Genomic DNA, 13,581 nt, shown 5'->3' with positions numbered 1-13,581 from the left:
GTCACCGTCTCCGACACGCGTCTGCGCAGCCCCGGACCCCTCCCGCCCGCGGTCGCCGTGTGCCCGCAGGCCGAAGATGGTGGACCGGATGATCTTGATCGTCTCGTCGAGGTCGTCGACGGTCCGCGAGAGCCGTTCGGCGGCCTCGGGGTGGTCGACGAAGCGCTGGGTGCTCTGCAGGGTCATGCCGGCCGCGAACAGCCGCTGGATCGCGAGGTCGTGCAGATCGCGGGCGATCCGGTCGTGGTCCTTCAGCAACGCGATCTGCTCGGCGTCCCGCCGCCGCTCGGCCAGCTCCAGCGCCAGCGCCGCCTGCCCCGCGAAGCCGAGCAGGGGGCCTGCGTCGGTGTCGGTGAACGGCGTGCGCCCCGCGGTGCGCCCCAGCACCAGGACGCCGATGGACTTGCCGCTCGCCACCAGCGGTACGCCCACCACGGGTCCGAGTCCGGCCCACAGCGCCGAGTCCGGGTCGATCCGGGGGTCGTGGCGGATGTCGGGGCTGACCACCGGTTCGGCGGTGCTCAGCGCGGCCTCCACAAAACCGTCCTGCCGGGACATCACGAGGCCGCGGCGCCGGTCGGCCCCGCGACCGACCGCGAACAGCGGGCGCAGCACGTCCTCCCCCGGCACCCGTTCCGCGATCATGCCGACCTCTGCGGAGGCGATCCGGCGCGCCTGCTCGACGATCAGCTCCAGCACGTCCGCGCTCGGGGCGCCCGACAACAGGGCGCTCGTGACCTGGGAGCTGGCCCTCACCCAACGCTCACGCAGCCGTGTCTCCTCGTACAGCCGGGCGTTCTCGATGGCGACGCCCGCCGCCACCGCCAGGGCGGAGAGCACGGCCTCGTCCTCGGCTTCGAACTCCTCGGCGCCGCGCTTCTCGGTGAGGTAGAGGTTGCCGAACACCTGGTCGCGGACCCTGATCGGCACGCCGAGGAAGGAGTGCATCGGCGGGTGGTGGGCCGGGAAGCCGTAGGAGGCGGGGTGGTCGGAGATCTCCGACAGGCGCAGCGGCTCCGGATGGCGGATCAGCTCGCCGAGGATGCCGTGCCCGCTGGGCAGCGCCCCGATCCTGGTCCGCTCGTCCTCGCTGACGCCGACGGTGAGGAACTGGGAGAGCGTGAGGTCGTCGCCGATGACACCCAGCGCGCCGTACTCGGCGTCGACGAGCACCACGGCCGCCTCGACGATGCTGCGCAGCACCTGCGCCAGATCGAGCTCGCGTCCCACCGACAGGACGGCCTGAAGGAGGCGGTGCACCCGGTCCTGGGTGCCGCGTGCCGCGTCGATGCGGGCCTGCAGTTCGTCCAGCAGCTCGTCCAGCCGCAGCTGGGGCACGTGCTGCTCGGACCGCCCGCGCGCTTCCCCGCTCATCGGTTCCTCCGGCGGATCACGCAGACAGGGTGCGGGTCAACGGCGACTCTCCCGCCCTCACGATACTGACTTTCCGCCCGGACGGCGGGCTCCTGCGCTCACTCGGAGTGACCTGTCGGCAGTGTGCGCGGGGCAGGGCCATGGCATCGGCCGTCGGGGCGCGTGCTGTGGCGGCCCGTGTGCGGTTGGTGCCTACTGACTTCAGCAGGTGACCGGCGGTCGGTGCGCGGGAGGTGTGGTGGCGGACGCGGGCGGGACGGGGCGGGGGCGGCGCAGGGTGGGGGTGGTCCCGGGCAGCCGGCCGTCCCTGTCCGCACGCCTCCCTCCGCGCGCCCGGGCCGCCGAACGGGTGCCCGCGGCCGAGCGTGTCGTTCCCTGGCTGCGCGTCGCCGCCGCCTACGCCTGGCGCCTGGTCCTCGTCGGGCTCGTCGTCTACGGCATCTTCACCATTCTGGGCCGCTTCCAGCTCATCGCCGTCTCGTGGTTCCTCGCACTGGTGATCACCTCGGTGCTGCGCCCCCTCGCCGACCTGCTCGGCCGCTGGTTGCCACGGCCCCTGACCGTCGCGGTCTCCCTCGTCGGGAGCCTGCTGCTCCTGCTCGCCCTGTTCGCCCTCGTGGGTGAGGCGGTGGCGGGCGAGTGGGCAAGACTGACCGGGGAGTTCCGCGGCGGCATCAACAGGATCGAACGATGGCTCGAGGGCCCGCCGTTCCGGTTCAGTCACAAGAGTCTCTCGCATCTGGAGGACGAGATCGGCTCGTATCTCTCCTCCCACCGGGCGGCCGTGTTCAGCAGCGCACTCAGCGGCCTGAGCCGGGTCGTCGAGCTGGTCACCGGGTTCGCCCTCGCCCTGTTCTTCGCCGTCTTCTTCATCCACTCGGGCGAACGCCTATGGTCCTGGGTGCGCGACCAGCTCCTCCCCCGGGGTGCCCGACCGGCGTGGGACCGGGCGGGGCACGCGGCCTGGCGGACCTTCGCGGGGTACACGCGCGGCATCATCATCGTGGCCGGCACCAACGCCCTCCTCGTCGGCATCGTCCTGCTGTTGCTTCGGGTACCGCTCGCGCTGCCGCTCACCCTGCTGGAGTTCTTCGCCACGTTCGTGCCGCTGGTCGGCTCGCCGGTCGCGCTCGCCGTGGCCACCGTGGTCGCCCTGGCCGGACGCGGCCCGATCACGGCGGCGGCCGTGGTGCTGCTCATCGTCGTCATCGGGGAGATCGAGGGGCACGTCCTGCACCCCCTGGTGATGAGCTGGGCCGTCCGCCTGCACCCCCTGGTCGTCGCCGTCTCCGTCCTCGCGGGCAGCATCGTCGCGGGCGTGGTCGGCGCCGTGGTGGCCGTGCCGTTCGTGTCCGTCGCCTGGGCGGTGCTGCAGGCGCTGCGCCCGGCGCCTCCTTGAGGCGCGCGCCCCCGCGTGCTGTGCCACGCTGACCCGCGGAGGGAGCGGTGGGCACCCGAGGCGGACGCACGGGAGGCGATGTGGGCCCTGACCGGCGAGAGGTGCCGCGGCACCGGACGGAGCACATACCGGGGCTGCGGCGCAGGACCTTCCTGGAAGCGTGCGCGGGCGCCGCGCTCGCCTCGGCGGCCGCCGCCTGCGACCCGGCCCCTTCCGCGCACGACCATCCGCCGGCGGCCGCTTCGCACCGCCCCGAGGCGGAGCGGGAGCGCGCCGGAACACCCGATTGGCGTATCCGCTCCCAAGGTCCCGCCGTCGCCGGGTACGCGGACCGGGTGAGCGTGAGCCCGGGCGAGGAGTGCGGTCTGTACGTGTCGACGACCGCGTCCTCCTTCCGTGTCTCGGCCTTCCGCGTGGGCTGGTACGACGGCGCCGAGGCCCGGCTCGTCTGGTCCTCCGGGCGCATACCGGGCCGCGTGCAGGCGGAACCGCACCTGACGTCCGGCACCCGCACCGTCCGCACCGACTGGCAGCGCACGCTCGCCTTCAGCACGGCGGGCTGGCCGGAGGGCGCGTATCTGCTGCGGCTGGACGCGGAGGGCGGCCACCAGCGGTACGTCCCGCTGATCGTGCGCTCCACGCGGGGCGCGGGCCGCACGGTGCTGATGCACGCCCCGGCGACCTGGCAGGCGTACAACCGGTGGGGCGGCTACAGCCTCTACGAGGGTCCCTCCGGGGCGTATGCCACCCGGTCCCTCGCCGTCAGCTTCGACCGGCCCTACGACTCCAGCGGCGCGGAGAAGTTCCTGGTGTACGAGCGGGCGGCGGTGGTGCTGGCCGAACGGCTCGGCATCCCCCTCGCCTACACCACCGGGATGGACGTGCACCGCGACCCGGGAGTGCTGCGCGGCGCGAGGGCCCTCATCTGCCTCGGTCACGACGAGTACTGGACCCCGGAGCAGCGCCGGCACGTCACCCAGGCCCGCGACGCGGGCACCAACGTGGCCTTCCTCGGCGCCAACACCTGCTTTCGCCGGGTCAGGCTGGAGCAGGGCGAGACGCGGCCCGACCGTACGGTGGTCTGCTACAAGTCCTCCTTCCGCTCCGACCCGTGCTACGGCACCCACCCTTCGCTGGTGACGACGGACTTCCGTCAGTCCCCGGGGGCCGACCCGGAGTCGTCGATGACGGGCGTGCTGTACGAGGGCTACCCGACGGACGCGCCGTACGTCGTGCACGCGGCGGACCACTGGCTGTACGAGGGGACGGGTACGCGCTCGGGAGACGGCTTCGGCCATCTGGTCGGCGTGGAGTACGACCGGGTCACCCCGGGTGCCCCCGTCCCGGAGCCCTTGGAGATCACGGCGCACTCGCCGCTGGTGTGCAACGGCCGGCGCAGCACCAGCGACTCGGCGTACTACACGGTGCCGAGCGGGGCGGGGGTCTTCGCCACCGGCACCATGCGCTGGGTGGAGGCCCTGATGGCCGGCACCCCGGACGGGGGCCACGACCACGGCATGGACGCCCGCACGCGAGCCTTCGTCACCCGGACGACGGAGAACCTGCTGCACGCCTTCGCGCTGGGCCCGTCCGCCCGCCATCGCCCCGCGCCGCGCCCGAACGTGGAGGAGGTGTACAAGGGGTCGGCGTGAAAGGAATTCCCGGTTTCCCGCCGGCCGGTCCTCATTTCAGGGACAGAGTCGCCGGAATTCAGTGACTTTCCGGCAACGGCTCCATGATGTCGTCGAGCCAGCCCCGCCATTCCGGCGCGCGTGCGGCAGATCCCGCCGTCATGGACCGTTCCGTCCATTCGGTCACGGGACGGATGCCGTGCAGGGCGTTCACCAGCCACACCTCGTGGCCGTCGAGTTCCTCGACGGTGCGCTCGCGGTGGGCGACGCGCACGCCTGTCCGGGCGGCGCGTTCCTGGATGAGGGCGACGGTCACCCCGGGGAGGACGGGCAGGTGCGGTGAGGGCAGGCACAGGGTGTCCTCCTCCCACCACACCACGCTGGAGTGCGCGGCCTCCAGCACCACCCCGGACGGGGTGATCAGCACGGCCTCCTCGGCGCCGTGCAGCGAGGCCCGGTTGCGGATCCGGGCCAGCCGGTCCAGGTCCGGGCCCTTGCGGCGGGGCGCCGTGCGCGGGTCGGGCTGACCCACCGCCCACACCCGCACATCCGGCCCGAGCGGCGGGGCCTGACGCAACCGCAGCCGCAACCGGGGTGGCTGAGCGGCGAGTTCCACCCGCGGGAACCACTCCCCCGTGCGCGGCAGCGCGGCGGTCATGTCCTGCCAGAACTCGACGAGCCGGCGCAGCGGCGGCCCCTCGCAGCCGGCGCAGGCACGCAGGAAGCGCTCGCGGTGGTGCTCGAAGCCCCGGACGCGTCCGTCGCTCAGCAGCCAGGAGTCGGCGACGAGCAGCCGCTCGCCCGTGTCGGGTCCGGCGGACAGCCCGTCGGCCGGTGTCCAGGTCAGCAGGCCCTCTGCGACGGCCGGTCGGATCATGGCGGTTCCTCTCTCAGTACCTGCGGCCGGCGCTCGCCGGCGAGCCGTTGCGGGGCCTGTACGGGGCGTGCTCCAGCCAGGCACCGCACCACGGAAGGACAGGGGCGAGGGCGGCGGCGGCACGCTGTCCGGCCCGTACGATGCGCCGCCGGGCCGCGGATGGGCCAGAGCGGTGCCCGCGGCGGCGCTGTTGAACAGGGCCGCCGTCCGCCGCGCGGCGGCGTAGTCCGCGACCGCCGCCACGGTCCCGGCGGCGACGGCCTCGGCGGCCGCCCCGCGTCCGCGATGCCGCCGTTCATCCCGCGGACGCCGAACGGCGGGAAGAGGTGCGCCGCCTCACCGGCGAGCAGCACCCGGTACTGCGGGTCGGTGAAGCCCGCCGCGACCTCCCGCAGGAAGCGGTACGTCGACACCCGAAGGACACGGTCCTCGTACCCCTCGCCCACGACCGCGGGCAGCCGGCGCCGTACGGCCTCCTGGGTGCCGTACTCCTCCTCCGAGTCGTCGTCCCGGCACTGCAGGTCGAGCTGGAACCCGCCGGTGAACGGCACCCGCATCACGCTCCGCCCGCCGACCCGGGGGTGCTCGTAGTGGAAGACCCGCTCCAGCGGGAGCTCACCACCCGGGATGTCCGCGACGTCCACCGCGACGTGGAAGCCGCTGCCGTGACTGCCCTCCCTCGGGATGCCGAGTCCGCGGCGCACGGCGGAGCGGGCGCCGTCGGCGGCGATCACATGCGTGGCGGACCAGGTGCGGCCGCTCTCGCCGGTCAGGGTGACGCCGGTCGGAGCGGACCGGACGCCCGCCACCCGGGCGTCCCAGACGAACTCCACAACGGCCTGCACGCGCATCAGCGTGGCCTGGGGCGTGGTCATCGGGCCGGCTCCTCCTCGGTGGCGGGGGCGGCGGTGTGCTCCCGGTAGGCGTGCATCGGGGCGGCGGTCTTCAGCAGCATCTCGTCGTACTCGGCGGCCGGGTCGGAGCCGAGGCCGATCGCGCCGCCGGCGCCGAGGTGCAGCTCGTCGCCGGCGATGACGGCGGTGCGGATGACGATGCTCAGGTCGGCGCCGCCGCCGCAGCCGAAGTAGCCGAGGGCGCCGGAGTACACGCCGCGGGCCTCGGTCTCCAGGCCGTCGATGATCTCCATGGTGCGCAGCTTGGGCGCCCCGGTCACGGAGCCGCCCGGGAAGCAGGCGCGGACGCAGTCCACGGCGTCCGTGCCCTCGCTCAGCCGCCCCTCGACGGTGGAGACCAGCTGGTGCACGGTGGCGTGCGTCTCGGTGGCCATGAGCCGGGTGACCCGGACGGATCCGGTCTCGCAGACCCGGCCGAGGTCGTTGCGGAGCAGGTCGACGATCATGAGGTTCTCGGCGCGGGTCCTGTCGTCCACGGCCAGCGAGTGCCGCAGCCGTGCGTCCTGCGCGGGGTTCTCGCCGCGGTGGGCGGTGCCCTTGACGGGTCTGGCCTCCGCGAGGCCGTCCGGGGTGATCCGCAGGAACCGTTCGGGCGAGGAGCCGGCCACGTCCAGGTCGCCGAACCTCAGGAACGCCGCGTACGGGGCGGGGTTGACCCGGCGCAGCGCCCGGTAGAAGGCGTACGGGTCGCGCGGTGCCGGTAACCGGACGGCGTCGGTCAGGCAGACCTCGTAGCTGGTGCCCGCCCGGAGCGCGTCCTTGCAGGCCTCGATGTCCGCCAGGTAGGTGGCACGGTCCCGGACGAGCCACGGCTCGGCGGCGGTGGGGTCGGGGCCGGGCTCGTCGCCCGGCGGCTCGGTGGCCGTGTCCTGTCCCGACGGTCCGGAGACGAAGGTGAGCCGGGCCGTCGCAGCGTCCAGCCAGTCGGTCGCCTCCCGCGTGGCCTGCGGGGTGTCCTCGGCGAGGCAGACCGCGTACGTGGCGCCCTCCTGGTGGTCCACTGCGATGAGTCGGTCGGCGAACAGCCAGCAGGCGTCGGGGGTCCGGGCCCGGTGGCGGTTCACGAAGCCGCAGTCGGCCTTCGTCTCGTAGCCGAAGTAGCCGACATAGCCGCCGGTGAAGTCGAAGGGCAGCCCCGTGGCGTCGACGCGGCGGGTCGCGAGCTGCCGCTTGAGGTAGTCGAAGACGCTCGCGCGTACCTTGCGCGGGGGCCGGCCGGGCCGTTCGACCTCGCACACGCCGGCCTCGACGTCGTAGCGCACGAACTCGGCGAGGGGGCCGGTGCCGTCACCGAAGAACGAGAAGCGGGCGAGGCCCGGCTCGACGCGCGAGCTGTCGAGCCAGAACGCGCGCGGGGCGTCCGCGCACATCCGGGCGAAGGCGGCCTCGGTGTCGACGGCGCCGGCCAGGCGGCGGTAGTGCAGCCGGTGGGCGGGTGGCGTGGCGCGGCGGGGGCGGGGGATGGCCGCGGAAAGGGGAATGGTGGTGTTCTTCGTACGGGGTCTGCGGGCGCGCTCGGCAGTGAGGTTGCGGAAGTTCACGAGCATGCGGTGGCCGTAGTCGGTGAGCGCCGACTCCGGGTGGAACTGCACGCCCCACAGCGGCCGTGTGCGGTGTCTGAGGCCCATCACCACGCCGTCCTCGGCCCAGGCCGTGGCCTCCAGCGTGTCCGGCAGCGGCTCGGTGACGGCCAGCGAGTGGTAGCGCACGGCGGTGAAGTTCTGCGGCAGTCCGTGGAACAGGTCCCGGCCGTCGTGCCGGACGGTGGACAGGTGCCCGTGCCGGGGCTGCGGTGCGCGCGCGATGCGGCCCCGCTCCGCCGCCGCGATGCCCTGGTGGCCGAGGCAGACCCCGAGCACGGGGACGCGGGAGTCGGCGACGATCCGGGCGGCGATGCCGAAGTCCCGGGGCTCGGCCGGGTGTCCGGGGCCCGGCGAGATCACCACGTTGTCGAACTCCCCCAGGTCCGGCACGGCGTGGGCGGGGGTGTCGTTGAGGATCACCACGGGCCGCTCGCCGTTGACCTCGGCGATCAGCTGGAACACGTTGTACGTGTACGAGTCGTGATTGTCGATGAGCAGGGTCTTCACCCACCCACCTCCCTTGCGTCGTTCCCGGGCCTCAAGCGGTCCGCCGCGTGTGCCGTCCACGGAACGCCTGGAGGGGCGGATACAGCCGTTTCTTGAAGAAACGCTGGAGCCGTGGCATCAGAATCCATGTGACCAGGGCCGTCACACACAGGCACAGCAGCAGAGTGCGGATGAGAGGATTGAGGTTGCCGAGATAGCGGAGCACTGTCAGGTTGAACAGGAGCACGGGCGGGAAAACCGCGCTCATGTACGCGGTCGTACGCGACAGGGCCCATCCCCACGAGTGGCAATCGGCCTCGCGGCCCGGCACCACCTGATAGGCGACGGTGACGGTAACGGGATTCCTGGTCACACCATCCAGTACGGAGGGATCTCACGTCGCGTTCAAACCTTCAACGAAGGTCTTTTCGAGTGTCCGGAAGGTAACCCTTCACGGTCGCCGAGTCATCGCCCGCTCACCGGAACCTTCATGGTGATCCGCCACAGACGGCGCGGGAGTTCGCCCTCCTCGAATGCGTGGACCTCGGTCGACTCCCACCCGTCGGCCAGCGCGTCCACCAACGCGCGGGAGAAGAAGTGCACGGCGAAACCCCCGTGCTCCCAGATGTCGTCGCCGTGCCCTGTCCCGGTGCCGTGGTGCGCGTCGCCGGTGTGACGCACCGTGTAGACGAAGACGCCGCCGGGCCGCAGGACCCGGCGGACCTCGTCCACCAGCGCGTGGATCTCCTCGGTGGACAGGTCCATGCACAGCAGCATGTGGGCGAACACCGCGTCCACCGAGGCGTCGGGCAGCGGCAACGGCTCGCGCACGTCGTGCAGGACGGTACCCGTCCGGTGTTCCACGCCCTGGGCGCGGGCCGCCTCGCGCAACTGCGCCAGAGCGACGGAGCTGAAGTCGGCGGCCCGGACGGTGAAGCCCTCACGGGCGAAGTAGAGGGCGTCCCGGCCGTGCCCGGCGCCGAGTTCCAGCACGTCCACGGCCCCGGCCGAACGGAACGCCCGGGCGGCGTGGACGGCCGGCGCGGACGGGGCCTCCCCGTACATGCCGGGGTGGGCACGGTAGGTGTCCTCCCAGTGCCGCCGCTGTATGCCGGACGGCTCCGGCCCGCTCCCGGCCATGCTCCTCCGCTCCCCCGGGCTCTCCCTCAGCAGATCCTGGGCAACTGTTCCCCGAGCGGCATGTCCACCACCCGAGTACCCCCCAGCCCGGTACGGGCCACCACCATGCCGGGATGGTCCCGGACCACCTCGCCGATGATCGCGGCCTCGGCACCGCGCGGATGCGCGCGCATCGCGTCCACCACCGCGTCGGCGTGCTGGCGGGGCACGAACGCCACCAGCTTGCCCTCGTTGGCCACGTACATGGGGTCCAGGCCCAGCACGGCGCAGGCGTTGGCGACGGCGGGCGGGACGGGGACCTTGCGCTCCTCGACGACGACCCCGGCTCCCGCGGCGGCGGCGATCTCGTTCAGGGCGGCCGCCAGCCCGCCCCGCGTGGGGTCCCTCAGCATGTGCAGGTCCCGGGTGACGGCCAGCATGGCGTCCACCAGTCCGCCGAGCGGCGCGCAGTCACTCACGATCTCCACGCCGAACTCCAGCCCCTCCCGCACGCTCATGATCGCGACACCGTGCACGCCGATCGCACCGCTGACGATCACGACGTCACCGGGGACGACCCGCTGCGGCCGCAGGTCGACACCCGCCGGGATGAGCCCGATCCCGGCCGTGTTGATGTAGATGCCGTCGCCGTGGCCGGCTTCCACCACCTTGGTGTCGCCCGTCACCACCTCGACCCCGGCCGCCCGCGCGGCCGCGCCCAGCGCGTCGGCGACCCGGGTGACCGTGTCGATCTCGACGCCCTCCTCCAGGATGAACCCGCAGGAGAGGTAGGCCGCCCGGGCCCCACTGACGGCGAGGTCGTTGACGGTGCCGTTGACGGCGAGGTCGCCGATGCTGCCGCCGGGGAAGAACAGCGGCCGCACCACGAAGGAGTCAGTGGAGAAGGCCAGGCGCAGGCCGCCGAGCGACAGCGCCGCGGCGTCGCCGAGCCGGTGCAGCACCTCGCCCCCGAACGCGGGCGCGAACACGCCCTGGACCAGTTCCGCGGACAGCGCCCCGCCCCCGCCGTGGCCCATCACGATGCGGGACTGGTCGCGCAGCGGGGCCGGGCAGGTCCAGGCCGCCGGGTCCGGCAGGGGCGCGGTCAGGTCGATGGCGTCAGACAACGGAGGTCGCCTCCCGGGCCGAAGGGGTGGTGTCCAGGCGCCGGTAGAGGTAGTACGCGGCGCAGGCGCCCTCGCTGGAGACCATCGTGGCGCCGAGCGGGGTGCGCGGGGTGCACACGGTGCCGAACGCCTCGCACTCGTGCGGCTTGAGCAGGCCCTGCAGGACCTCGCCGCTGCGGCACGCAGCCGGCTCCTCGGTCCGGATGCCCTCGACCGAGAAGCGCAACTCGGCGTCGTACTCGCGGTACTCGGCGGACAGCCGCCAGCCGCTGTCCGGGATCACGCCGATCCCGCGCCAGGAGCGGTCGGTGACCTCGAAGACGTCCTCCAGCATGGCCTTGGCGGCCGGGTTGCCCTCGGGACGGACCGCGCGGGCGTAGGCGTTGTCGACGGTGTGCTCACCCCGCTCCAGCTGGGCCACCGTCCGGCGCACGCCCTCCAGGATGTCGAGCGGTTCGAACCCCGTCACCACGATCGGGACCCGGTGGCGCTCGGCCAGTTCCGGGTACTCGTCGATCCCCATCACGCTGCACACATGCCCCGCGGCCAGGAAGCCCTGCACCCGGCACTGCGGGGACCGCATGATCGCCTCGATGGCGGGCGGCACGCGCACATGGGAGACGAGCATGCTGAAGTTCGGGATGCCGAGCCTGCGCGCCTGATGCACCGTCATCGCGTTGGGCGGCGCGGTCGTCTCGAATCCGATGCCGAAGAACACCACCTGCCGGGCCGGGTTCTGCTGGGCGATCCTGAGGGCGTCGAGCGGCGAGTAGACGACCCGTACGTCGCCGCCCTCTCCCCGTACCTGGAACAGATCCCGTCCGGTGCCGGGCACGCGGAGCATGTCACCGAAGGAGCAGAAGATCACTTCGGGGCGGGAGGCGATCTCCAGTGCCTTGTCGATGACCTCCAGCGGGGTCACGCACACGGGGCAGCCGGGCCCGTGGATCAGTTCGATCTGGTCGGGCAGCAGCTGGTCGATGCCGTGGCGGATGATGCTGTGCGTCTGTCCGCCGCAGACCTCCATCAGCGCCCAGGGCCTGGTCACCGTGGCGTGGATCTCGTCGAGGAGCCGGCGTGCCAGATCCGGGTCCTGGAACTCGTCGATGTACTTCACTGCTTCCGCGCCTCCTCGCGCGCGGGCGGCAGCGCCCCGCCCGCTTCCGCGGCCATTTCCCAGGGGTCGCCGAACTCCTCCTGCAGCATGCCGAGTTCGGCGAACAGCTCGAGCGTCTGCCGCGCCGACTCCTCGTCCAGGCGCTGCAGGGCGAAGCCGACATGGACGATGGCGTACTCGCCGACCTGGAGGTCGGGCAGGTACTCCAGGCACACCTCCTTGACCACACCGCCGAAGTCGACGGTGGCCATCCGGGTGCCGTCACGTTCCTCGATGTCCAGCACTCTGCCGGGTACCGCCAGGCACATGGGCCTCTCCTCGCTGTGGATGGTGCGTCGCCCGGCGCTGCCGGGACGGTCGGTCAGTCGGGGGCCGCCCCGGCACGTGCGGCGACGACGAGCTGGCCGAGGGCCAGGCCACCGTCGCCCGGCGGGACCAGGTGGTGGCGCAGCACCGTGAAGCCGTCCGCGCCCAGGGCCCGCGCGCAGGCCGAGGAGAGCGGGGAGTTGAGGAACACGCCGCCGGACAGGGCGACCGTGTCCACTTGGTGCCGCTCCCGCCCGAGCGCGCACACGCGGTGCACGAGACGGGCGACGGCCCGGTGGAAACGGGCCGCGATCAGCTCCGGTCCCGTGCCCGCGCGCAGGTCGTCGACGATCCCGGCGAGGACGGGCGCCGGATCCGCCCGGAGCGGGTCGGGCCCCTCCGGGCCGCCGTCCGTCTCCGGATCCCTCAGGGCGAACGCGTACGCGCAGGCGTCCCCGGCCGGTGCCCGCAGCGCGGCGGCCTCCAGCTCGACCGCGGCCTGGGCCTCGTATCCCGACCGGTGGCAGACGCCGGCGAGGGAGGACACCGCGTCGAACAGCCGGCCCATGCTGGATGTGGGAACGCAGTTCAGGTCCCGCTCCAACTGCCGTTCCAGTACCCGGCGTTCGTCGGGTGGGCAGGCAGCCACGCAGGGCAGCTCCGCGGACCACTCGAGACCGGCGGCGCGCAGATGCGCGAGCGCCATGCGGTACGGCCGGTGCACCGCTGCGTCGCCGCCGGGCAGCGGTACATAGGCGAGATGGCCGAGGCGGGTGAAACCGTCGTAGTCCGCGAGCAGGAACTCCCCGCCCCATACGGCCCCGTCGTCGCCGTAGCCGGTGCCGTCGAAGGCCACCCCGAGCACCGGCCTGCTGCCGTCGAGTCCGTGTTCGGCCATCGCGGCGGCGACGTGGGCGTGGTGGTGCTGGACGCGGACGACGGGGCGGCCCGCCGCGTTGCGGGCGGCCCATCGGGCGGATCGGTAGGCGGGATGCCGGTCGGCGGCAAGCAGCCGGGGCCGGACGGGGGTGATCGACTCCAGTTGGGCGACGGCGCGTTCGAAGGCGTGCTGGGTGGCGAGGTCGTCCATGTCGCCGATGTGGGCGGACAGCCAGGCCCGGCGGCCCTCGCCGAGGCAGCAGACGTTCTTCAGGTCGCCGCCGACGGCGAGGGCCGGGCGGACGGGCACCGGAAGGGGCAGCGGCAGGGGGGTGTAGCCGCGGGCGCGGCGCACGATCAGCGGCCTGCCGTCGCACACGCGCACCACGGAGTCGTCGCACGGCACATGGATGGGCCGGTCGTGGGTGAGCCAGGCGTCGGCCAGGTGCGCGAGGCGTTCGAGCGCCTCCTCGTCGTCGGTGACGATCGGCTCGCCTGAGACGTTGCCGCTCGTCATGACGATGAGCCGGGGGCCGTCGGGGTCGCCGGGCAGGCCGAGCAGCAGCTGGTGGACGGGGGTGTACGGCAGCATGACGCCGAGATCGGGGCTGCCGGGTGCGACGGCGTCGGCGGGGCGGCGGCCTGCGCGCGCGGGCGTCAGGCGGCGCAGCAGCACGATGGGACGGACGGTGCCGGTGAGCAGGGCTCGCTCCTCGTCGGTGAGCCTCACCAAGTGGCGATGTCGTCCGTGTCCCGGGCCAGTCAGGGC

11 protein-coding genes and 1 pseudogene are annotated in these 13,581 nt (G+C 73.1%); 2 read left to right on the top strand and 10 right to left on the bottom strand.

Annotated features, from left to right (window positions below; all coding sequences use genetic code 11):
- Window positions 1–1,374, bottom strand: a 1,374-nt coding sequence (locus C3488_RS37120) for a GAF domain-containing protein (protein WP_103845260.1), incomplete at its 3' end; no start/stop codon positions are given.
- A gap of 238 nt (window positions 1,375–1,612) precedes the next feature.
- Here C3488_RS37120 and C3488_RS37115 point away from each other — a divergent pair.
- Both C3488_RS37115 and C3488_RS37110 read left to right on the top strand, forming a co-directional pair.
- Window positions 1,613–2,773, top strand: coding sequence for an AI-2E family transporter (locus C3488_RS37115; protein ID WP_103845259.1), 1,161 nt, complete (start codon window positions 1,613–1,615; stop codon window positions 2,771–2,773).
- A gap of 80 nt (window positions 2,774–2,853) precedes the next feature.
- Window positions 2,854–4,425, top strand: coding sequence for a N,N-dimethylformamidase beta subunit family domain-containing protein (locus C3488_RS37110; protein ID WP_258053885.1), 1,572 nt, complete (start codon window positions 2,854–2,856; stop codon window positions 4,423–4,425).
- Window positions 4,426–4,483: 58 nt separating this feature from the next.
- On the opposite strand, the gene C3488_RS37105 is transcribed toward C3488_RS37110, so the two are convergent.
- The 9 genes and pseudogenes from C3488_RS37105 to C3488_RS37065 form a co-directional block, all read right to left on the bottom strand.
- A complete protein-coding gene (locus tag C3488_RS37105; protein WP_103845258.1) occupies window positions 4,484–5,281 on the bottom strand; it encodes an aminotransferase class IV in 798 nt (265 codons plus the stop codon).
- A 13-nt stretch (window positions 5,282–5,294) separates the two neighbouring features.
- Window positions 5,295–6,123, bottom strand: a pseudogene (locus tag C3488_RS37100) (FAD-dependent monooxygenase); the annotation flags it as partial.
- A gap of 29 nt (window positions 6,124–6,152) precedes the next feature.
- Window positions 6,153–8,285, bottom strand: a complete 2,133-nt coding sequence (locus C3488_RS37095) for a chorismate-binding protein (RefSeq protein WP_103845257.1) — start codon at window positions 8,283–8,285, stop codon at window positions 6,153–6,155.
- 31 nt (window positions 8,286–8,316) lie between these two features.
- On the bottom strand, window positions 8,317–8,637 hold the full coding sequence (locus C3488_RS37090; RefSeq protein ID WP_103845256.1) for a hypothetical protein: 321 nt from the start codon (window positions 8,635–8,637) through the stop codon (window positions 8,317–8,319).
- A 92-nt stretch (window positions 8,638–8,729) separates the two neighbouring features.
- Entirely contained in the window at window positions 8,730–9,404 is a 675-nt protein-coding gene (locus C3488_RS37085) for a class I SAM-dependent methyltransferase (RefSeq protein ID WP_103845255.1), read from the bottom strand.
- A gap of 26 nt (window positions 9,405–9,430) precedes the next feature.
- Window positions 9,431–10,510 (bottom strand): hydrogenase expression/formation protein HypE, encoded by a 1,080-nt coding sequence (gene hypE / locus C3488_RS37080; RefSeq protein ID WP_308460709.1) that lies wholly within the window; start codon window positions 10,508–10,510, stop codon window positions 9,431–9,433.
- Window positions 10,503–11,627, bottom strand: coding sequence for a hydrogenase formation protein HypD (hypD, locus tag C3488_RS37075; RefSeq protein ID WP_103845254.1), 1,125 nt, complete (start codon window positions 11,625–11,627; stop codon window positions 10,503–10,505). Before hypD ends, hypE begins: the two co-directional genes overlap by 8 nt.
- Window positions 11,624–11,935: a HypC/HybG/HupF family hydrogenase formation chaperone gene (locus tag C3488_RS37070; protein WP_103845253.1), complete on the bottom strand. Its 312-nt coding sequence runs from the start codon at window positions 11,933–11,935 to the stop codon at window positions 11,624–11,626. Before C3488_RS37070 ends, hypD begins: the two co-directional genes overlap by 4 nt.
- 53 nt (window positions 11,936–11,988) lie before the next feature.
- Complete coding sequence (locus C3488_RS37065) at window positions 11,989–13,542, bottom strand: Sua5/YciO/YrdC/YwlC family protein (RefSeq protein ID WP_374955490.1); 1,554 nt, start codon at window positions 13,540–13,542, stop codon at window positions 11,989–11,991.
- Window positions 13,543–13,581: the final 39 nt, after the last annotated feature.

This window comes from Streptomyces sp. Ru72 (assembly GCF_002920635.1).
Classification (GTDB): domain Bacteria; phylum Actinomycetota; class Actinomycetes; order Streptomycetales; family Streptomycetaceae; genus Streptomyces.
Note: the sequence above shows the minus strand (reverse complement) of the source record. Positions and strands in the feature narration are given on the sequence as shown.